Annotated in this window: 17 protein-coding genes; 9 read left to right on the top strand and 8 right to left on the bottom strand. The window is 48.8% G+C overall.

The window, feature by feature from the left end:
• Positions 1 to 133: 133 nt before the first annotated feature.
• From radC to A3OW_RS0101065, 4 genes are all read right to left on the bottom strand, one after another.
• Positions 134 to 628, bottom strand: coding sequence for a RadC family protein (gene radC / locus A3OW_RS0101080; protein WP_020561580.1), 495 nt, complete (start codon positions 626 to 628; stop codon positions 134 to 136).
• 135 nt (positions 629 to 763) lie between these two features.
• Complete coding sequence (locus A3OW_RS0101075; protein WP_020561579.1) at positions 764 to 1,093, bottom strand: hypothetical protein; 330 nt, start codon at positions 1,091 to 1,093, stop codon at positions 764 to 766.
• Positions 1,094 to 1,121: 28 nt separating this feature from the next.
• Positions 1,122 to 1,457: a hypothetical protein gene (locus tag A3OW_RS0101070; protein ID WP_026223241.1), complete on the bottom strand. Its 336-nt coding sequence runs from the start codon at positions 1,455 to 1,457 to the stop codon at positions 1,122 to 1,124.
• A 115-nt stretch (positions 1,458 to 1,572) separates the two neighbouring features.
• Complete coding sequence (locus A3OW_RS0101065; RefSeq protein WP_020561577.1) at positions 1,573 to 1,845, bottom strand: hypothetical protein; 273 nt, start codon at positions 1,843 to 1,845, stop codon at positions 1,573 to 1,575.
• Between the two features lie 969 nt (positions 1,846 to 2,814).
• Between A3OW_RS0101065 and A3OW_RS0101055 the strand changes: the two genes are divergently transcribed.
• From A3OW_RS0101055 to A3OW_RS0101020, 9 genes are all read left to right on the top strand, one after another.
• Complete coding sequence (locus tag A3OW_RS0101055; RefSeq protein WP_020561575.1) at positions 2,815 to 3,384, top strand: septal ring lytic transglycosylase RlpA family protein; 570 nt, start codon at positions 2,815 to 2,817, stop codon at positions 3,382 to 3,384.
• A 294-nt stretch (positions 3,385 to 3,678) separates the two neighbouring features.
• Positions 3,679 to 4,011, top strand: coding sequence for a cold shock domain-containing protein (locus A3OW_RS28405; RefSeq protein WP_232422304.1), 333 nt, complete (start codon positions 3,679 to 3,681; stop codon positions 4,009 to 4,011).
• A gap of 96 nt (positions 4,012 to 4,107) precedes the next feature.
• Positions 4,108 to 4,281, top strand: coding sequence for an excalibur calcium-binding domain-containing protein (locus tag A3OW_RS28935; RefSeq protein ID WP_332309794.1), 174 nt, complete (start codon positions 4,108 to 4,110; stop codon positions 4,279 to 4,281).
• A gap of 224 nt (positions 4,282 to 4,505) precedes the next feature.
• The gene (locus tag A3OW_RS0101045) at positions 4,506 to 4,796 is read left to right on the top strand and encodes a type II toxin-antitoxin system TacA family antitoxin (RefSeq protein ID WP_033411506.1); all 291 of its coding nucleotides are present in this window, start codon (positions 4,506 to 4,508) and stop codon (positions 4,794 to 4,796) included.
• On the top strand, positions 4,784 to 5,305 hold the full coding sequence (locus A3OW_RS0101040) for a GNAT family N-acetyltransferase (RefSeq protein WP_020561572.1): 522 nt from the start codon (positions 4,784 to 4,786) through the stop codon (positions 5,303 to 5,305). The genes A3OW_RS0101045 and A3OW_RS0101040 overlap by 13 nt, the downstream gene beginning before the upstream one ends.
• Before the next feature lie 61 nt (positions 5,306 to 5,366).
• Positions 5,367 to 6,623 (top strand): hypothetical protein, encoded by a 1,257-nt coding sequence (locus A3OW_RS0101035; protein WP_020561571.1) that lies wholly within the window; start codon positions 5,367 to 5,369, stop codon positions 6,621 to 6,623.
• Positions 6,620 to 7,198, top strand: a complete 579-nt coding sequence (locus tag A3OW_RS0101030; RefSeq protein ID WP_020561570.1) for a condensin complex protein MksE — start codon at positions 6,620 to 6,622, stop codon at positions 7,196 to 7,198. Before A3OW_RS0101035 ends, A3OW_RS0101030 begins: the two co-directional genes overlap by 4 nt.
• Positions 7,195 to 9,975 (top strand): coiled-coil domain-containing protein, encoded by a 2,781-nt coding sequence (locus tag A3OW_RS0101025; protein WP_020561569.1) that lies wholly within the window; start codon positions 7,195 to 7,197, stop codon positions 9,973 to 9,975. The genes A3OW_RS0101030 and A3OW_RS0101025 overlap by 4 nt, the downstream gene beginning before the upstream one ends.
• Positions 9,972 to 10,865, top strand: coding sequence for a hypothetical protein (locus tag A3OW_RS0101020; RefSeq protein WP_020561568.1), 894 nt, complete (start codon positions 9,972 to 9,974; stop codon positions 10,863 to 10,865). The genes A3OW_RS0101025 and A3OW_RS0101020 overlap by 4 nt, the downstream gene beginning before the upstream one ends.
• A gap of 236 nt (positions 10,866 to 11,101) precedes the next feature.
• Here A3OW_RS0101020 and A3OW_RS26160 read toward each other — a convergent pair whose 3' ends face one another.
• The 4 genes from A3OW_RS26160 to A3OW_RS27545 form a co-directional block, all read right to left on the bottom strand.
• Positions 11,102 to 14,923, bottom strand: a complete 3,822-nt coding sequence (locus A3OW_RS26160) for a helicase-related protein (protein WP_157385762.1) — start codon at positions 14,921 to 14,923, stop codon at positions 11,102 to 11,104.
• 31 nt (positions 14,924 to 14,954) lie between these two features.
• A protein-coding gene (locus tag A3OW_RS26765; protein WP_085984322.1) for an IS630 family transposase occupies positions 14,955 to 16,068 on the bottom strand; the annotation gives its coding sequence in 2 pieces (ribosomal slippage) (positions 14,955 to 15,642 and positions 15,641 to 16,068; 1,116 coding nt in all).
• A 9-nt stretch (positions 16,069 to 16,077) separates the two neighbouring features.
• Positions 16,078 to 18,537, bottom strand: coding sequence for a DEAD/DEAH box helicase (locus A3OW_RS0101000; protein WP_026223238.1), 2,460 nt, complete (start codon positions 18,535 to 18,537; stop codon positions 16,078 to 16,080).
• Entirely contained in the window at positions 18,537 to 19,940 is a 1,404-nt protein-coding gene (locus A3OW_RS27545) for an STY4851/ECs_5259 family protein (protein WP_157385761.1), read from the bottom strand. The genes A3OW_RS0101000 and A3OW_RS27545 overlap by 1 nt, the downstream gene beginning before the upstream one ends.
• Between the last annotated feature and the right edge of the window lie 126 nt (positions 19,941 to 20,066).

Raw genomic sequence — 20,066 nt, 5'->3', positions numbered from 1 at the left:
AAGGTAGGCGTGTTAATGTGTATTAACATGCCCACGGGGCTTGTCATGTGTTGCCCTGGCCGGGATTGCGTTGCAACCTGCAGGGATTCGGTTGCCCGTTTCAGCGGGATGGAGGTGTGTTTTAGCCTGATTTTCATAACCATCCCCGTTCTGCAAATGAAAAAGACTCGGTGCCGCCGATCACGAAATGATCCAAGACCCGGACCTCGATGAGTGCCAGTGCCGCTTTCAATTTCTCGGTAATCTGCCGGTCCGCTTGGCTAGGCTCGGCCAGACCTGACGTATGGTTATGTGCCAGGATCACGGCGCTGGCATTGAGCGCTAGGGCCCGCTTGACGATCTCCCGCGGATAAACGCTGGCGCCATCGACGGTGCCTTGAAAACAGGCTTCGCTGGCCAGGATCTTGTGCTGGTTGTCGAGATAGATGCAGTAGAACACTTCATGCTCCAGCAGGGCCAATTCCAGCATCAGAAATTCCCGGGTATCATTCGGGCTGGTAATCGCCTGGCCTCGTGCAAAGCGCTGTTGAATCAATTGGCGGGCCATGCTGAGGATTTCGTCAGGGGTTACGGGGCGCAGCACCAGGTAAAATCCGGACGTGGTGTGGCTTTGAAAGGGATTGTTCATTATTTTCTCCGATAAATGGACGTGACGATCCCTGGGCAGGATTTACCCCATTCAGAAAAGTCACGTCGGTATATAAGGAAGGGATCAACCCCAGATCGGGGTGATCCAGAACATCACGCTAGACAGGGCCTGCGTTCAGAGTTGTTCGTACAGCGCCTCAATGTCGGCCAGAATGGCACTGACGCTGGACAGGGCGCGGCGTAAGGATTTGGTTGTGTGTTTGTGCGGCTGGAGGCGCTTCACGGTGTCGCGTAGTTCCGTGACCAGCTCGATCACTTCCGGCGCTAGCTTGCCCGAACTCTCGGGTGGTGTGCCGGGTGCTTGACCGGTCTCTAGAGATTCCGTCGCTTTGAGGACAGGCTCTGGTGTAGATGGCGTGGACTGGGCTTTGGCCGGTTTGGTGACGGCGGGCTTGGTGTCTGTGGAGGTTTGGGATTCGGTTGGGGTTTCAGTTTTTGGATTCATCGGGATTCTCCGGGATAGTGGTTGGGGATTAATACTCTTCGGGCAGCAGGATCGTCGTGACGCTGCGGTCCGCTTCAGTGATCAGCCAGCACGTAACCGGGTCTGGTTGTTCACCTTCATTGTCAGGCGCCGTCAACCGATAGGCCGACAACAGGCGGTGGCCATGAATCAGGGCGTCTTCATTGGCCTTTGCATCTTCGGCGCAAACGTCGCCCCAATCGCCGCTGAGATGGCGTCCAATTAAGCGAAACGGATTGACTTTAAAACGCTCCAAAGCCGCTTGGGCACCGGGCGTGTAACAGAGCTGCCCCAGTTCGAAGCGCGCAAACACAGGCGTGGCCTGGGGTGGGGAGGATTCGGTCATGATCAGGGTCTCCTGGGATAAAAGTTTGTCAGTAAGGTACGGCGAACGAGCCTGCAACGGATATTCGCCGTGCCTGTTCAATAGTTGAAATAGATTAGAGTCTATTCTGAGGTGCTTATTCGTCTGCGCTTTCCTCTTCTAAGGTTTCTGCTTCCTCCTCAAGGAGGAGATCCTCCTCGTTACTCTCCGGCGGTTCCGCCAGGGCGGCCAGCAGGACCTGGGTCATCCGGTCCGCCAAGACACGGAGCGTGCGGCCGGCCTCGCGGCAGAAAGGCAAGGATTCTGGCTGGTTTAACAGGCGCTGGTAGTTGTCATTGGTTAATGCTAGGCAGTGAGTCAGGGCTTTAAGAGCGGGATCAAGTCCCGCAGGTAAAGAAGGGATGGTCATCAGGGTTCTCCTCAAACAGGAGGATAAAAATCTCCGGATACCCAAAATCAACGCGCGCATGAAAGCGCACCGGAAGTTCAAACCCGATGGGCCAAAGTGAATGTACGCGTTGAAATGGTGGGGCGGAGGGAGGGCAAGGCGACGGGGAATTCAAATAGATCGCCTATGTAATATTATAACATAACATACTTAAAAACTCAAGCCATATATTTATAAAAGACTTTTTATATCAATGGTTTATATTAATAACTCGACCGGCATTAAAGTGTTCGGGTTTGATCATTTAAGTTTATGGAGAAATGGCAGCAGTATTTCATTTTTAGCCCTCACGGGTCACTATCCAAACCGGATATCCTTGGCTAAAAAAATTTTAAATAACGTGACAGTCGGGGTTCGACCGATTGTGTTGAAAAAGTCGGTTTTTGCGGAACAGGCCGATTTGATCAATAGCGCTATCTATAACTCTTTGTTTTTTTAAAAATAAATTTGAGCAGAAAAGGGCTTTCTATCCAAAATGGCCTTTTTTTACACAATCGGCCAATTCCGGATCGCTAGGTTGTGCCCGTGACTGACAGTACTTGAGTGGATACCAGTCTGCCAGTTTAGCTATAGATACTTGATTGCAAGATCTGCCCCCATGACCCGAAGTCATCGTCACCGCCAACATCGGCTGTCTGATGCATTTGCGCTCTGCGAACAACGTTCCGGTCGTACATTGGATCGAACTGCTTGCTGCGGATTGATGTTCCGTCCACTTCACGCCGAGCACAACATATCTCTGCGACGTCCGGCTCTCTGCCCGAATCCCCTTCCTGCAACTTTCATTGCTAACGCTACCTCTAAATTAAAACGATACATAGAGCGGACTCTAGCCTACTCCCCTCGTTAGAGTTCCAAAGTACGAATCGCACTTGGCTCCTGTTTTGGATGAACCGAGCTTGAATTTTCGAGGCGATTAGAGAGGTGGGTATGAATACGTTAATAGCTAAACGCTTTATTCCGCGCTGGCCAATCATTGTGATTTTTATTTTGTGCATAGGATTTAACGCCGCAGCTTGGGGCAAGGATCGGCAACAGCGCGCCAAAGCCAAAGCGGTGGCGGATAAGGTTGAAAAATACGCGGAGTGCAAGGAGCCGAGGGAAGGAAAAGGCGATTTGGTGAAGGATGATACCCGAGTGAAGATTGAAAAGAGCGGGGAGCCGGTGATCGAACAGAAAGGCGAAGCATCGTTTTACGGAAAAGGTTTCCACGGCAAAAAGACCGCCAGCGGCGAAATATTCAATCAACATGAAAAGACCGCCGCACATCCCACTTTGCCTTTGGGCAGCGAGGCGGAGGTGACCAATCTCGAAACCGGCAAGTCCGTCGAACTGGAGATTACCGACCGCGGGCCGTATGTTAAAGGACGCGATATTGACTTGTCGAAAAAAGCCGCCAAAGAGATTGGCTTAAACAAAGAAGGTGTGGCGCCGGTGAAGATCGAAGCGAAAATCCCTCCCAAGGCAGAGGTTAAACCGGGCGATATTAACTGCCGATAGTTGGCCGATTCAACACTTCAACTGACGCCGGACAAACGGTCAAAGCCCATTCGAAATGCTGAGAGTCATTCACATGACCTCACTTCAAGCGGGCTTAGGCCATTTTTTGTATCCACAAAACCTGTGGATAATGTTGTGACTATTCCGTGACCAGTGGCGCTAAGTCTCTGGTTTCCAGGACACAGGCTTAAGTTGACCAAAAAATGATCATTCGAGCAGATCATGACGGCGCTTTGCATCCAGTCGATACCGCCTATACTTACGGTTCTACACCAACCTCGGCAACGACTCCTTATGCAAACAGAAACTGGCAAACTGGTTCGATGGATCGACGATAAAGGTTTCGGCTTCATCAAACCCAGCACCGGCGGCAACGACATCTTCATCCATATCTCCGCCTTGCGAGGGATGAGTCGTCCTCCTGTAGTGGGGGATACCCTCCATTACCAGACGGAAGTCGATGCCAGCGGCAAACCCCGCGCCATCCAAGCCCTTATCGAAGGGGTACCCCAACAACTGACGCTGGAGCCAGCCGCAAGAAAACGGGCAGCGCCGTCGGACCCCGCCCCATACGATAGGCGACAGCAAATACCGAAGCAGAGGATCATTCGGTCACAAAAACGCTGAGGCAGCCTACCGATTCTGTTTCTGTTGCTAATTTTGGTTGGAATTTACGCTTACGATACGTATGGGCATCGCCATGCTCAGACTGTCGCCCGGTCAATGCCTCCGTTAGTAGCGGAATCGGAGATAGCCGAGCCCCACTTCCAATGCCAAGGCAAAGTTTATTGTTCCCAGATGACGTCGAGTGAAGAAGCCGAATTCTACCTGGATAACTGCCCCGGCACGAAGATGGATGGCGATAGGGATGGGATACCTTGCGAAAACCAGTTTTGAAGCCTTGTCTGGCGGTGTAAAAGGAAATCATTAGGAGAAGTTCGGCCATTTTACGACATTCAGATCGCTGAAAAACATCTGTGCAAATGCCGCATGCTGCCTAACTCGCGAACAGGCGGTCTACATCACAAAGGGAGAATCATCGGGCTGATTTGTACCATCGATATTTGTATTGAGATCTGATATACAATCATGTAGGGTTATATTATATACAGAGGAGTCTCATGATGGCCCATACACAAACCAAAGAAACGGTTTCCGTTTCCATCAATATCCGCGCCAGAGCCGGACAGCGCGATCTCATTGATCAAGCCGCAGAACGTTTAGGGCGCAGCCGATCCGACTTCATGCTGGAAGCCGCCTGCCGCGAAGCGGAAAATGTGTTGCTCGACCAAGCCTTCTTCACGGTCGATGCCGGCACCTTTGCTAAATTTCAGGCGTTACTCGATCAGCCCTTGCCGCCCACGGACAAGCTACGCCGCTTGCTCAAGACCAGAGCCCCATGGGAGAAGTAATCGCGCTCGATCTTACCCCTCCTTCCCCGATCACAACGGATCACCAGCTGAGCAATTTCGACAGCGGCGAATTATCTTTGAACGATTGGCTCAAAAAGCGCGCGATCAAGAACCAAGCATCAGGCGCTTCGCGTTGCTTCGTAATATGTAGCGGCGGGGAAGTGATCGGTTATTACAGCCTGTCGGCCGGTGCGATCAGTCAGGAGGTGGCGCCCAAAGCGATGCGGCGTAATATGCCCGATCCTTTGCCCATCCTGCTGCTCGGTCGGCTTGCCGTAGATAAGCGCTACCACAATCAAGGGATTGGTCAGGCGTTGCTGCGCGATGCGATGCTGCGCGCAGTCAACGTCGCCGGGGAAGCGGGGGTGTTTGCCATGTTGGTGCATGCCCTGACCGACTCAGCGAAACAGTTTTACCTTTCGCGCGGCTTTATTGAATCCCCTTTACAACCGATGACCCTATTGATGACCATAGCCACGATTCACGCCATTTTGGCTGAACCGGATTAACAGGACAAGATAATTTCTTGAGCATAAATAAAAAATCGCTGCGGCATATAGGGAGTGAACAGTGGCTAATCCCAGAAGCTTAATCTATGCCCTTTATACCCATTGGGATATTATAGAAAGCCTGATTCCTCTCAGCCGGGAGTTTCCGGTATTCGAGCAACAACAGCTGTTAACCGTCATTGCTCGCATCCATCCTGGGAAGAACCTGGAGGAACGTGACGACATCCTGCGTCAACTCGCTTCATCCGATCTGCTGCAAATTCTGCCCCGGGATTCCGCTTTACAAATTCATCCTCAGGTCCTGGAGTTCGTGCGCGGGCTGACGCGTGAACATGAGCTGGGTTTATCTGACATTCTCCGCGCCCGGGTTGAAGCGATCAAGAGTGCCACCATCAAACTCAGTGACGGTTTGCTGAATAATCATGCCGACCAACTTCGCCAGGCAGCCAGTCAACTGGCCGAACTGTTTCGGCAAATCAGCCAGCAGCTTGACCAGGACCGGCACGCCATTCTTGAAATTGCGGAACGAGCCAAGTCTGCCGATGCCAATCTGCCTATCGCTCAGCGTTACCGCGAGGTTTTGGAGGCGTATGACAATTATGTCGCTCCGATGGCGGAAATGATGGACAGCGGCCCCTCGGGTACATTCTATCGGCATCTGGAGGCGGCTGAGCATACGTTGGATCATGTTGTAGAAACGCTGACGATCCAGGGCTCGCTGTACAGCCAACGCCTCGCTATGCGGCAAGTGGCGTTTCAAGCCAAGGAGCTTCGCCGCCTGGGCCGGGATGTGCTGAAACATTGCAGTGCCACTCTGTTGCCGCTGCGTGAAGAAATTCGGCAGCACAACGAATTGTCCTCCGCCATCAGTCAATTCCTCGGCAAGATCCGTAAGCGCGGCCTAAACTGGACATTGCGCGGCAGTGCCTTACCTTTATGGCGCCGGGAAATGCCGCGCCGCGTGACTGTCGGCAACGAAGTGTTGGCGATCATGAGCGAGGCGATGAACTATCAACCGGCGACGGTGGATTTTCCCGAGGAGGTCGCCGTGGATGAAAGTCTCCTCCTGGAGTTAATTGATGAAGCCGACTTACTGAAACGCCTGCACAGCGAGGTGCCAGTTCATAATTTACTCCAGTGGTTACATCACGAATTTCCCCAATGCAGCGACGCCAATCTCCTCCGGATTTACCATGAACTGATCAATCGAAGTGATTGGCTGATTACCCAAGCGGATGCCCCCCAACAACAGAATCTCAACACGGTGCGGGTTACCCATTACCCCCACGCGATCGAAATGGCTTCGGATGAATCATGAATACTGTTTCACCTCTCTATCTCCACAAGTTGCCGCATCTCAATGAAATTTTCGGACTCCTTACCAGCGGTAAGCATCTGAACCGTTTGGTCGATCATCAGCTTTGGACCGAATTGGAGAAAGAACAAGCCGCTTACGAAACCTTATTCGGCGCCCTGGGCTACGTGCTCAGGATCGATGGCCGCGGTTTTGCCTGGTTTCATTATGATGAAGCCAGCAGCAATGTCTCCAAAACCACGCGTCAACTGGCCTTGCTGTTCATGCTGATCTTCGAATTTCAGGCGGATGCTGGACACCATTTGGGTCGATTTACCGACTGGGTCATTGACGATAAACTTTTATCGGCGATACGAGAAAAGAATCGGTTGCTACTCGAAGCGGAGGCTTTAGCCGAGGAGGATGCCCTCCCTCAATTATTAAAATCGGCGAGTAACTATGGATTCGCGATGTCGGAAGGGAATGGCTGGAAACTGCTTTCCGCAGTCTACCGTTATCTGGATCGCTTTGAAGAACTGGTTCGACAAGATAAGCGCGAAACCGCGGACGACGATCAGTATGGGGAGGAAATGGCATGATCCAGTATGGATTTCAGCGCTTGGTGCTGCTTAACAGTGCCGGTTATCGGCGTGCGGAATTGCCCCTCGATGCGGCGGTATCCTTGATCGCACCCAATAATACCGGCAAAACCAGCCTGATCAATGCCCTGCAATTCTTGTTGATCATCGACAAAAGACGGATGGATTTTGGGGCTCACGATGTCGAGATCAGCCGTCGTTTTTATTTCCCGCACAATAGCGCTTATATTTTGTTGGAAGTGGCCTTGCCGACGACGGGAACGGTGGTATTAGGTTGCGTGGGCAAGGGCGTCAGCCACGATTATGAATATTTTGCTTATAAGGGCACGTTGGATGTAGAAGAATTCCGCCTGGACGATGGCTCGCAAGTTCAGCAGCCTCAGTTCAAGGAACACATGGCGAGGCACGGAAAACTGGTCTTTAGCTATTCTTCGAGCGAATTTGCCGATGCGCTCTATGGAAGCCGGAAAAAACGCCAGGAGCATGAGCCTGATTTTACTGTATTCAAACTGGAGCATGGCAGCCAGGCGGACGTTTTTCAACGGGTGCTGACCCGAACCTTGCGCCTGGACAAACTGCGATCGGGAGAAGTGAAGGACTATTTATTAGCCATATTTCGCCGCGATCTGCCCGATTCCAATATCGATTTCAAGGCGGAATGGGACAAAGCCTTTGCCGAAGTGAATGCCGATCGGGCTCAGTATGACGCTACATTCAAACAGAAAAACGCCATCCAGACTCTGGAACGCCTGCAAGCCGACCGCCTGCAGCTTCGCGGCAAGCTCTTGCATTTCCGTCCGTTGATTGAAGCCAAACTGGTCGAATGGGAGAACTATTACCAGCGAGAAACTGCGGCGCGGGTTGAACAAATCGACCAGCTGGAACAAGAGGAATCGAAACTGCAACTGCAAGACAGAGAATTAACTGAAGAGCAATTGCGAACCCGGCAGCAATTGGAGAAACTGACTGACATCGATCGCAGACACAAGGAGCTTGCCGTCGAATTTGCGCTGATAAGGAATCGCGGCGATTTGGTCGATAGTTTACAAAACGCCGAACAACGTCTAAACGAACAGATCGCTTTGGTGCAGCAGGCAACCGCCCGAGGCAGCGAAGCCATCCGCAGAGACTTGAAAGTTGCCATGAAGGAACAGGCTGAACTTCAACGCGAATTGGCAACGATTGCCGATAACCTGTATTTGCAATTAAAACAGGTTCTGCCTGAACTTCATGTTGATGCCCTAAATCGCTTGTTTGATAGCCAAGTGATGACGCTGGGCCCAAAGGCGTTTGAAAATTCGCCGGAAAAGCTGCAAGCCTGGCTGCGAGATATATTAGATCAACCCGCCGGAGCTATTGCCCTACCGGGATTAAAGATTTCGCTGGAATCATTAGCCGCGCATTACGATCAGCGTACCCCGGAACAAATCCAACAGCGGCTTGCAGAGCTGGAACAACTGATTGAAGGTTTAAACCGTCAGCTGGACGCGGCACAGGCCTTGGATGCCGCGAATCAGGAAAAACAGCGATTGGAAGCCGTTGTCCGGCAAATGCAAGAGGAACTGAAACGGTTCGACGAACTGCAAGCCCTGAACGCCAATCAAGCGGAACGCCTGGACGAAAAAACAGCCCTTGAGGAAAAACTGGCCTCATTAAAAACACGATTAGATGGATCCGCAGCTGAAGCCAAGCGACTACGCGAGTTGCAGCGAACCTTGCAAGACCAACTGACTGATCTAAGAAAACAACATCAAAGCATCTGTATGCGACGGGAAAACCGAGGCGATGAGGCTCCCGTGTTCAATTGTCTGGCTGACTTTCCTCATCTGGCCTGGCTGGGAAATGCCGATATTGCCTTGACGCAACTCGATGCCACCTTGGAGACCTACCAGCGTGACTGCAGGAGTTTGCTGCAACTCGATGAACGGATCGAGTCGCGCTTGGGGGAGTTGCATGCCGGTGGTCTGACCAAGTTCCAGTTTATCCAGGGCAGTGAAACGGAAATTGAACGCATACTCGAGTTTGCCGCGCATTTACCGCTTGAGGCCGAGGCGATTGACCGGAAAACACGCGATGCCGTGGTGAATGTCACCGCCTGTCTTCGCGAGCTCCGCGACGGCCTGGTGACGTTCAAAAGCAAAATGAATGAATTGAACCGCCTGATCAGCCGCCGGCAATTGTCGGACTTATCGGTATTCAAGATTGCGCCGGTTGACGAAACCCAGTTGGTTGAAGCCGTCGAACTTTTAATCAGCACCGCCGAGAAAGCCAATAGTGGTGAAACGTTCGATCTGTTTAACCATGGCAGCGTGTTGGATGATGAAAAAATCAATCGGGCGAAGAAATTATTGATCGCCGAAGGCGAGGCAAAAGGCTGTCTGCGCATCGAGCATTTTTTCCGTCTGGAATTTATCGTCGGTAAAGCTGGGCGTCGAGAAGAGTCTTTTACCGATTTGGACAGCGCAGCCTCTAACGGAACGGTATTGATGGCCAAATTAGTGACTGGCCTGGCTTTATTGCATCTGATGCTGGATAAGCGCAGCAAGGTTCAGGCGGTTTGTTATCTGGATGAAGCTTCCGCACTGGATCAACGGAATCAGCGGAATTTAATTGCTACCGCTAAGGATTTTAGTTTTGCGCTAATTTTTGCATCCCCAACCCCCTTGGTGACGGCGCGTTATCTGGTCCCCATTTCCAATATTAAAGGCCATAATCAAATCAGCCGGCAAATGTGGCAAATCATTGAGCCGCTAGAAGCGGAGGAAATTGAAGCATGAGCCGTGCACTGATCGCCGCCTTGGAAAAGCTGGTGGCGAGTGGAACCGATGTACCGGCCAGTGCATTGACTGCAGCGCAGCGCGCGACTCTCAACGAATTCGAGCGAAAAACCGGCGCCGTCCGGACCAAGCCGCAGGGTAGCGGGTTAGTTTATCAGATTGCGAATCTTCCGCTCTTACAGGAGCACCTCAAATCACTTCGACCGCATAATGCAGATGACCTTCTGGATTCCCTGCCGACACGGGCCGCCAATATTGCCCAAACCCGGAATAGCAAAGGAAAAGGCCATAGCCATGGCCACTATTATTTGTTGATCAAACCGATTGGTTCTAATGTGATTTGGCATCATGAAGACGGCCGCAAGCTCGACCTCTCCGCTGTCAGCGCGATTGCTGGTGCGGGCGCTCTTGCAATTCAAGCCAATGACGCTTGGTACACGGAACAGCCCTTGTGGTTAGTCGAAAATCAGGCTCTGTTTAATCGGCTGGACTGGCTGCCCCCCGAAGCTAAAGGCACGATTACCTATTACGGGGGCCAGATACACGGTCAATTGCTCAAATGGCTAGCTGCGCGTCAACGAACTCCGCAAATGGTTTTTTTCCCGGACTATGATGGTGTCGGATTACTCAATTATGCCAAATTGTTAGAAACAGCCTGTTGCCCTTGTACATTTTGGCTCATTCCGGATTGGAAAAATCTTCTGCAGAAGTACGGTAATAATTCCGTATGGCAAAATACTCTGAGCGATTTCCACGCGGCGTTGCCCAGACTCCAGGCGGCAAGAATGAACGATGAAGTCCAAGAACTGTGCGTATCGCTCTCTACGATTGGATTGGCATTAGAGCATGAAGTTATTTGGTTGTCGGAATTATCAAGATCTCATATTTGATCTGATTTTTGTCCTTTGTTGAGCTTGATGCCTCTCCTCTTTTCAAACAATAGCGGTCTATTTCCTGACTAGCCGGCGAGACTTGATTCTAAAATGCCTCTTATTGATTGATCGGAATCCGTTACTGTTTGAATTCTGGAGAAGTGATCCCGATTCGTTTCGTGGCAGTGGCAGCGTTTGAGCGATTTGTGCTCGTATTTGAGCGCTTCATCAATTGTCAAAACTTAAAGACCAGCCTATAGTTTTCCATAATACCAAAATGTTGGGTGATTTTTACTACCTGCCTCGATCATAAGATTGGTATTTGAAAGTTTATTGATCTGTTGTTTAATCTCGCCTTCGAAAGGAAATTCAGCTCGTACTCCCCGAACAATTCGCCAATAACCAACACCTTGGTCCAACATAATCTTAAATTGCGAACCATCGGCCCAAGTAAGCTCTAATTTTCTTTCATGAGGTAGATCATGGAGCGGATACTCATTCCAAATAAAGCTATGGAAACCTGTACTGAACCACGCATTAACTACTTCGCGTCTGTCCTCGCTCTCTCTCCAATCATGATAAAACAAGCGAGGTATCTCTTCTTTTGTACGGATGAGTTGGGCTGTTTCAATAGATATTCTCGTGCTTTCGGATAATCCGTCTGAGAAGCTAATTAATTGCTTCAATAAACTATGCAAAAGCAGCAAGGTGAGTGGTAACTTTAAGTAACGGTCTGAGTAATGCACTTCTAATAGTTTGATCTCACCTCTTAATCTATTTTCAAATATCGGCGACTGTTCGATAATTAATGACCATGCTTTTTCTCCAAATAAAAGAGATGGGCCGTTTAATTCCGGACCTATGGCTAATTCCGTTAAACCAGGACGCGAATCTCGTAAGTCGGCTGGATTAATTTTTATCCATTCAACTGGTTGAGAAGGAATAGGCTGTTGTTGTCGAGATAAGACATATTGACCACTCAATTCACCACCTGCTCCCCAGTGAGGCGTGGGAGCTAGCGCATTTTGATGGCTTGCTACCCAGCGAACATGGAAATGGTCTGCACCGATTTCAAGAATCAGGGGTAAAGCGGGCGATCCATCCATATGAAGAGACTTAGCGCTATAGAGTTCTGCGCCTGTATAAGCGGCAACGGCAGAAAGTTCGGCTCGTTGGCTTGAGTTTAGCGAAGATAAAATTGAGGCAGGGATTATTAACTGTAATTTAATGCCTGCGCTACTCAAACGATTCAATTCATCTCTAAAACGCCATGCTAATGGCTCCCATATAGAAGCATCTCCACCAAGGTAGATACGCGCCAAATTTATGTTATGTTTCTGCCATTCCCTATTCAATGCCAGAATTAGAGGCTCCATTTCTAAGTGGCTCTCTGAACCAAAAGCCATAAGATGTTCAGGAATATCTAAGGCATTGAGATAGACGCCTGATAATAAAGTTAGCGCCGCGTGACGGTTTAAGTTTTTTTGGTGATGTTGCGTATCGAACGTCAATAAACAAGCTTGGCATGCGGAGTCGCAATTCCTTGGACATTCCAAAGCTGAAAGCGCTTTACGAAGCAGTTTTGGCAATTCAACTCCGGCTTGTCGGACATAACCAGCACCACCACAAGCCATATCATAAAGGTAAATAGCATAAGCCGATTGCTGTAGTTCATTCCGCACGGGGGCTGCATGAGCACCAACTTCGTTTTCTTCAATACCTAAATATTGACACCAAGCTTGACGTAGCGCTATGGCTAGCGTGTAGGCCGTCATTTGATCGATAGGTTTTCCTTCTATATCCCTAAGCTGCAACTCGAGCACTTCCGTTTGTGTCGATATACCTAAATAAATTCCCTTAAGAATTGCCCAGTCCTCGTTGTTTCCAGGGCACTCTTTTTCGCGGTCATCCATACGCCCGCCCCGCAAGCGTTTATGTGCGGAAAAATCCTTGGGGAGTTCACCCTTTTCCGTCATTGAATCGGCCATACCGCAGCGAAGGCATAAACCATAACCTGTGCCGTTTAATCCCTCGGAGCGATGGAAAAGTTGTCCTTGTGTGCTAATTCGGTAGCGACCAAAAGCTGGATTTGCTAATGGCATCCAATCGATACCCTCCAGTGAAATAAGAGGATCTCTAACCGGAATATATTGCGGAATGCTTATATCGTTATGGGGTTGGCAGCGAATATCCACAGCGAATCCTGCCGGTTGCAAATAGCGTTGCCGAAGAAGTTTTTCCCCATTACTTTCGCCGCATTGAGGACAGCGATTCGGTATTGTCAGCCGTGTGCCATTATTGCCACAGGTTTCACAACGCCAAACCCAACGCAAATTTTGTATTTCCGGTTGACCATTCATCTCCACCGGCATTTGCCAATTTAACGTGACACCGCCGCTACGGTACACTCGGCCATCTAAAACCGTATCCGTTCCTGGCGCGTAGTCTCGAATTGCAATGGCCAAATTGCGGCTAGGGAAACCGGAGCGTTTGGCACGATTATCTTCCCTTTCTGAAGTCGTGGAATCAATGCGTTTACGCGTGATATCCTCAAGCGTTGTAGTAACCAGTTGTACGACATCGGTTGGAAAACCGTAGCCTGGTAAGAATCCCCAATTTGCCAGAACGCCAAGCAGATATTCGCCCGTTATTCTTTTTATTTGAATGTCTATAGCTTGCTCGGGTTTGCTGTTTCCTTCTTTGGTTTTAACGAGATCATATTGAATAAGCAGAGCATCAAGCTCATTCCGCCAGCGAGTAGAAATAAGTCGAGCGGCAGAGGAGCAACGATCCAACAAGTAAGCGGGTGATCGCCCTGCAAGGATGCTGCGCTTAGTGACTGTGATCAATCCTTGAACCAAATTTTCAATCTGAGTAGCTTGAGTCTCACACCAGTTTATAAATGTTTCGCAGGGAGCCGATACCCCTTCAACAGGGGATTCGAAGAACCAGCCGGTATTTACCTTATGTGTTCTGTCCGGTACTCGATCGGTTAAAAATGCCGCTAATGCCATAGCATTGATATGGCGTTGGATTATCGGCTCACTTTGTAAAGCTACCTGAGGCATTGCTAGACGAGTTACAAACGGCCACAGCGGATTTTTAAATACCGCTTCGCCATGCGGTGTAGCTTTACATAGTGTAAAGCTTACTGCGGAGGTTTCTCCTCGGCGTCCAGCTCGACCGGCACGTTGTAAAAAATTGGCTGGATGAGGTGGAACATTATTCATTGCTACAGCGCTTAAACCGCCAATATCGACGCCCATTTCCATCGTGGTAGAACAACTTAAAACATTAACTTGACCAGATTTAAAAGCATTTTCCCGCGCGCTTAATTCACTCCCTGAAATTTGTGCTGAATGCTCCAGAGCCCTGAGATACCGATTATGCATCACTATCCGGTCACTAATATCAGGCCATGCACCTAATTTTCTAATGTGAGATATTTCTGTGTTGCTTTCCAACCATTTATTCATGTCATTTAGAGATCTACCCAGCCAAAATGGATTAGGCACGCGAGGCAAAGTTACTTTTATTCGGCACAAAGCCATTTCATCCGACGCTGGTGATGCTGGTAAATAAGGCGTAACTCCTTTAAAAGTGACAGGTAACAGCCGGCGTGTTACTGGACAAAACCAAGCTTCACGAACCTCTTGCAATACGGCCTGCTTATCCAATTCCAATTGAAAGCCATCTTCGCTTTGCGTCAAAATTTGCTTAATGCCTTGCCAGACAGCCAGCAATAATTCCTCCAATTGTTGACAATGTTCTTGTAATTCGAGGTCGAGTTTAAAAGCGTAAGCTAAAAGCCGAACCAGACGATTTCGCTTGAATTGCTGATTTTGAATAGATGGCCAAAGTCTTTGGGTTTTGGGGGATTTTCTAGCAAAACCAGGCTGGAGCATATACATAGGGCGTGAAGGATACCCCAACCAACGGATTATATCTTTGGGTGCTGAAATTGCCGGACCGCTGGTGCGTAAAACATAATCTACCGCAACCTGCAATAAAGCGTGCCATTCTTCAATGCTGACGCTGCGTTGTTTCATAACAGCCGGCAATTCAACTTTATCCAATCCTGGATAACGTAGTTGAACTAGTAGTCAGTCACGAAGAAACACAAGGATACAGGCGAGCCAGTTTACGTCGTGCCTGTTGCGTCGTAAATCGCCAATTGACGGGCGTCGCCTTGGTGTTGCGCGGTAGGATATTGGCTTCGACCTCACGCCGGAGGCTCTCTGTGTCCGGTATCCGCTGTGATAAACACATGTTCGACAAGACGGCCAGTTCGATCTCAGCGATGTTTAGCCAACTGCCATGCTTGGGCGTGTAGTGGAACTCCAGCCGTCGCGCCAATTCACGGGCTTGCTCTGCTGGAAAGGCTTCATACAAAGACGCCATTTTATGGGTATTCAGATTGTCCAGCACCACCCGGATCACCGCCGCGTCCGGATAAAGTTCAGCGATATGCTTCATGCTGTGCGCGAATTCGATTTTGGTCCGCCGCGCGGTGATGTCCACCTGCCGAAAACCGCGTTTAGGTTCGCAGATCATCATCAAATCGCAGACGCCTTTCCGTTCATAGCCGGTGTCATAGCGGGCCGGTTGACCGGGCTCAGGCGGGAGAGGTTGGCGGACTTCCGCAATGAGTTGCTTCGGACTTTCGTCGAAACACACAACCGGGCGCAACGGATCGTAGGGTTCTTCATAAAGGTCCAGCACGTCTTCCATCGCCGCGACAAATTCAGCACTCACCTCGGGAATGCACCACTCTTGCTTCTGCCAGGGTTTGAGAGTGTTTTTTTAAAAGCTGACGGATGGTTTCATAGCTGCAACGGTCGGCATACGCTAATTCCACCACTTTGTCCGCCAACAACCGCAAGGTCCAGTGATCATGCCCTGTCGGCGCCTCACTACAAGCCAAGGCGATAATATGGGCGGCCTGCTTCTCCGTCAGTTTTGGGGCACGTCCTGGACGGGGGCGTTCTTTCAGGGCGGCTTCCGGGCCTTCTTCCACACACCGTTGGCGCGTCGTCAACACCATTGATTCCGAGACACCCAAAGCTTGGATAATGTCTTTATCCTGAATACCCGCTGCCGCTTTTAATAAAATTCGCGCGCGTGTCAGATGGCGTGCCGCGGCTTTTCCTTTGTTGATCATGGCTTCCAAGCCACGCTTTTCGTCTTCAGTCAGATTGACTTTGTATTTAAGAGCTGGCATTGCTTGACCTCAATCAGTAACCATCAATGCCACTATAGAGTGACTTACAAGCCCAATATATCCTTTTGATTTAAATTGACTGACTACTAGACCTAAGCCTTCTAAAGAAAATTGTCGCTTAGGCCGCACAAAAAACTCGCGAAGCAAACATAAACGAGCCATTTGGCGATCGGATAACTGGTTGTATGTCAGTTCTTTTAGGTTCCGCAACATCCATCGAGTGAAATCGTCAGAGTTCATGAGCTTATTTTCCGCTTCTTCCCATGGAAGTTGAGCGCTCTGCGGACTTTGCTTTTTTTCTAATTCCAGACGTTTTTGCTCAAGCAAGTTTTGAAGCACAGGATTAGTTACAGCAAGTGGCTCAAGGACGGCCACTTCTTGTTTTAATTGTTCAATTGCCGTTTCATCAATGGACTGCAAGGTTGCTGCCAGAGAATGGTAAAGCAAACTACGAACATAGTTGCGCTCGCTATCTTGCTGTAATTTAGCGGCAAACCGCGCAGTTCCCTGGCGGCTATCGGTGAATGTAATCAGGCGCTTACCCTCAAGCGGCCTTGCTTCTTCGCCGCCAGTCATCGGCGGTAATGGCTCAATTAAAGCGGGGATGGCGGTTGACAGTAAAAATGGAGCTCCGAGTCGTATGGGCCGAAATAAGGTTTTGCCAATTCGTTCAATTTCACCACAAACAGGACAGCGCAATTCATGCAATTCATCATCTTTAGGTAAGCAAAGGTGAATAGGGATGCCTTGTTTCTTATCCCGATCAAGCTGACGGTTTTGACTCAAATCAATATCTTGATCATGAACCAAATTCCTGGCCGTTATCAGCCTAACAAATCCTTGGCTTGATCTATTCGGTACCTCTGAGTCATTTTCTCCCTCAGTTTCTAGTGGCTCCAATTCTTGCTGAAATTCGTCTTCATCCTGATCGTATTGTTTTTGTTCTAACCAATCTTTTCCATCATAGTGAGTTTCTTGCCCCGACAAGAACTCATTGCCGCATTCTCCACATTGCACCAAATCGAATACCGGCATTTCACAATGCTCACAATGTTCGCGCCTTTCCAGAAAGATGGCACCAAAGGGCCATTGCTCATTATCAAGATGCGTATCTTTTCTGCCTTTACAAGCCGGGTTAGCGCAAGCCCAAAGTCCGTTCAAAGCACGATGAAAAAGATGCCCTCTCAACGGTAAAAAGGGTACGTTTTTTTCATTTTTAGCTTGACTACATAGATCTAACAATTCAAGCGTTGTCTGACGTGAATGACTGCTGGTGTCTTGATATAGTAATTGACTTAAATGTGTCAGCTGGGCTGGGCGTTCAGTAAGACGAGCCCGCAAGTTGCGAATTTTTGCATCACTGGCTAATTTATTAAAAAGATCGGTCGCTGTTGAATTGCTTAATTCATGCAGATCAGGACAAGTAACATTTTTCTGTTGCAATGAAACGCCTAATTCAGGAACTTCCCTACTTCCTTCAACAACAGTGACCCTGTCCGGCGATACACCAGCTATATCTGCTAAGAATTCCGCCAATTTTTGACGGGACGTTTCGCTGCTATCACCTAGGGTTGCAGATGTAGCGATAAAATGAACATTATCGGGAGTACATCCAAAAGCGTGTAAGACTCGCCTCAATAGTAAAGTCAGCTCAGCAGCTTGAGACCCTAAATATGTGTGTGCCTCGTCAATGACAATCCAACGCAACTTGCCTTTAGATTGGTCAAGAATTGGCCGGTCTTCATTCCGGACCAACATATACTCCAACATGGTTGCGTTAGTCACTAAAATCGGCGGCGGATTTTCTCGCAAAGTTCGCCGGCCAGCCACTTCACTTAACCAATTGCTTTTTGCCTGATCTTGTGTATCGCCGTTATATAAGCAGAATCTTATCTTACCTTTAAATGGTTCCGACCATGCAACCAATCGGTCTTTCTGGCTTTTGATCAGCGCATTAAGAGGATAAATAAACAGAGCTCTAACGCCGGTTAATGTTGCATTTTGTCTTTGTTCGACCTCAGCAGCTAGATCATGCAGAATCGGAATTAAAAAACATTCCGTCTTACCTGACCCCGTACCGCTAGTGACCAATACCGATCGTGGTGGTTGTGCTTCAATGAGTGCATGCCAAGCTTGTAATTGATGACGGTAAGGGCGCTGTTGTAAAGAAAAGGAATAGTCTTCTGATATATCTTTCTTCTCTGGGTTGCTTAAGGCATTAATCAAATCCCGATGCAACAAATTATCTTTTAAATCTCCTAAGCTTCTATCAGCTGGCTTCCAGCCGAATGTAGCTTCAAATACTGGATCGGCAAGGAAGGAGCCAGGGATGCCGGCATCCTGGTTAAAACAATCTCGAAGATACTCCCTCAAAGCATCATTACGAAACCCCAGTAAACCTAATGAGGCACGAGTAGCGCGCCGATTAAGTTGAACGGTAAGGTCACTATAAAACTTTTTTACATTCATTATGACGCCACTTCCTGGGGTACTTGCTGAGGCAAACGAGATAGTTCAAAAGTTAAAGCCAATGCATATACTGTATCAAACCACTCTGGATCAAAGGCTCTAATCAGTCTGAGTTCGTAAATTAATCGATCTGTTATGGCATAGGATTTTTGTTCATTTAAATCCACCCATTCTGATCCTTTAATATTCGGCTCAAGATTATTTGGACAATGCAACCCTTTAACACTGAGTTTTGCGACCAGAAAAGGAGCACATCTAACAGAGCGATATACTGGAGAGAGATGGGGAAATAAAAAAAACTCGTCAACCAAGCCCTGATTGACTTTTTCCATGACCTCTTTACTCTGTGGCCACTGCTCCTCTGCATCATGTCGCCCTTGCAAATCTTTTTCAACTTCCTCAATTTGCTGGTCTATAAAAGAGGGGCATCTTCGCATGACACGAATCAAAGTATTATTAAGTGGCCGCTCTAAAAATATTTGTTGGTGCAGCCAATCGCAAAGAACAGTCCAATAAGCTCGTCTAGAGCTGGCTCGATTGCGGAATTGTTGAAAAACAGAAAATAACAATTCGCCATTTGCATCCATTTCGCCTAATGCATTCCGAAGGCTGTAAAAATGAAGTGTTGCTGCTTCTTTCCAACATTGAGTAGGTAATAGGCTCCAAGAGAAGGGCAATTGCTCAGCCAATGACCAAACACAGTTAAATGATTCATCATCTGCTTTAAGCAAGGCTAAGGCCAGTGTTTGTGGATAAGATACCAAGCGAACAAGCACATCGAGCGAACTGGTCGGGAATTCTCTGGATAGACGGATCAAATCGAATAGCAAGAACCAGTCGGGATGTTCAGGGTTTGTTCCCAGCTCTCCTAGTACTTTACCTAAAAGCGTTTCACGTCGCTCCTGGTCTGACTCACGAATTGCTTCCGTCAATAAAGATGTAGATTTTGCTCCCATATCAATGTAATTGTTTACGGGTACCGACCATAAAATAGGCCTAAAACGAGCCCAATCTCCATCTCTACCGATAATCCACCATGGCCCCGGCATAAGATCGGTGGGCACATTCCAACATGCCGTTAGTTCTTGATTAACTTCTAATTGAAGGGGGTGGGCCGATGGCACCCATAATGGAAACATTTCAAGCCTAACCCGTTGTTGCCAATCATCTCCAAGCTTAGAGAGGTTTTCCGCTGCCAAGCGGATATGTCCTGCCGGATAATTAGCAATTAGCAGACAATCGAAACGGGTTATTTGCAATCGTGTCAGGCATTCCCCTTTCGTTGTTGTAATCTCGAAACGAACAGAATCATCAAGATTTCTTCCGCTATTCAGTAAGGAGGCAACTCTTTCTTGCCACACTAAGAGGTTGCTATCGATAAGTCCTGAAATTAAGGTCGGCAAGCGGTCTCGAAATCTTAGTCTCGAGAATTGCTGGCTAGTAGTCAGTCACGAAGAAACACAAGGATACAGGCGAGCCAGTTTACGTCGTGCCTGTTGCGTCGTAAATCGCCAATTGACGGGCGTCGC

Origin of the sequence: Methylosarcina fibrata AML-C10, from assembly GCF_000372865.1 — a bacterium.
Taxonomy (GTDB): Bacteria; Pseudomonadota; Gammaproteobacteria; order Methylococcales; family Methylomonadaceae; genus Methylosarcina; species Methylosarcina fibrata.
This window is presented reverse-complemented; position numbering and strand designations above follow the sequence as displayed.

Coding starts and splice junctions, on each gene's coding strand:
- A3OW_RS0101045 (WP_033411506.1), top strand. CDS start 4,506: ATGATGGCCCATACACAAACCAAAGAAACGGTTTCCGTTTCCATCAAT.
- A3OW_RS28935 (WP_332309794.1), top strand. CDS start 4,108: ATGCCTCCGTTAGTAGCGGAATCGGAGATAGCCGAGCCCCACTTCCAA.
- A3OW_RS0101065 (WP_020561577.1), bottom strand. CDS start 1,845: ATGACCATCCCTTCTTTACCTGCGGGACTTGATCCCGCTCTTAAAGCC.
- A3OW_RS0101055 (WP_020561575.1), top strand. CDS start 2,815: ATGAATACGTTAATAGCTAAACGCTTTATTCCGCGCTGGCCAATCATT.
- A3OW_RS0101020 (WP_020561568.1), top strand. CDS start 9,972: ATGAGCCGTGCACTGATCGCCGCCTTGGAAAAGCTGGTGGCGAGTGGA.
- A3OW_RS28405 (WP_232422304.1), top strand. CDS start 3,679: ATGCAAACAGAAACTGGCAAACTGGTTCGATGGATCGACGATAAAGGT.
- A3OW_RS0101025 (WP_020561569.1), top strand. CDS start 7,195: ATGATCCAGTATGGATTTCAGCGCTTGGTGCTGCTTAACAGTGCCGGT.
- radC (WP_020561580.1), bottom strand. CDS start 628: ATGAACAATCCCTTTCAAAGCCACACCACGTCCGGATTTTACCTGGTG.
- A3OW_RS0101040 (WP_020561572.1), top strand. CDS start 4,784: ATGGGAGAAGTAATCGCGCTCGATCTTACCCCTCCTTCCCCGATCACA.
- A3OW_RS0101075 (WP_020561579.1), bottom strand. CDS start 1,093: ATGAATCCAAAAACTGAAACCCCAACCGAATCCCAAACCTCCACAGAC.
- A3OW_RS0101030 (WP_020561570.1), top strand. CDS start 6,620: ATGAATACTGTTTCACCTCTCTATCTCCACAAGTTGCCGCATCTCAAT.
- A3OW_RS0101000 (WP_026223238.1), bottom strand. CDS start 18,537: ATGAATGTAAAAAAGTTTTATAGTGACCTTACCGTTCAACTTAATCGG.
- A3OW_RS0101070 (WP_026223241.1), bottom strand. CDS start 1,457: ATGACCGAATCCTCCCCACCCCAGGCCACGCCTGTGTTTGCGCGCTTC.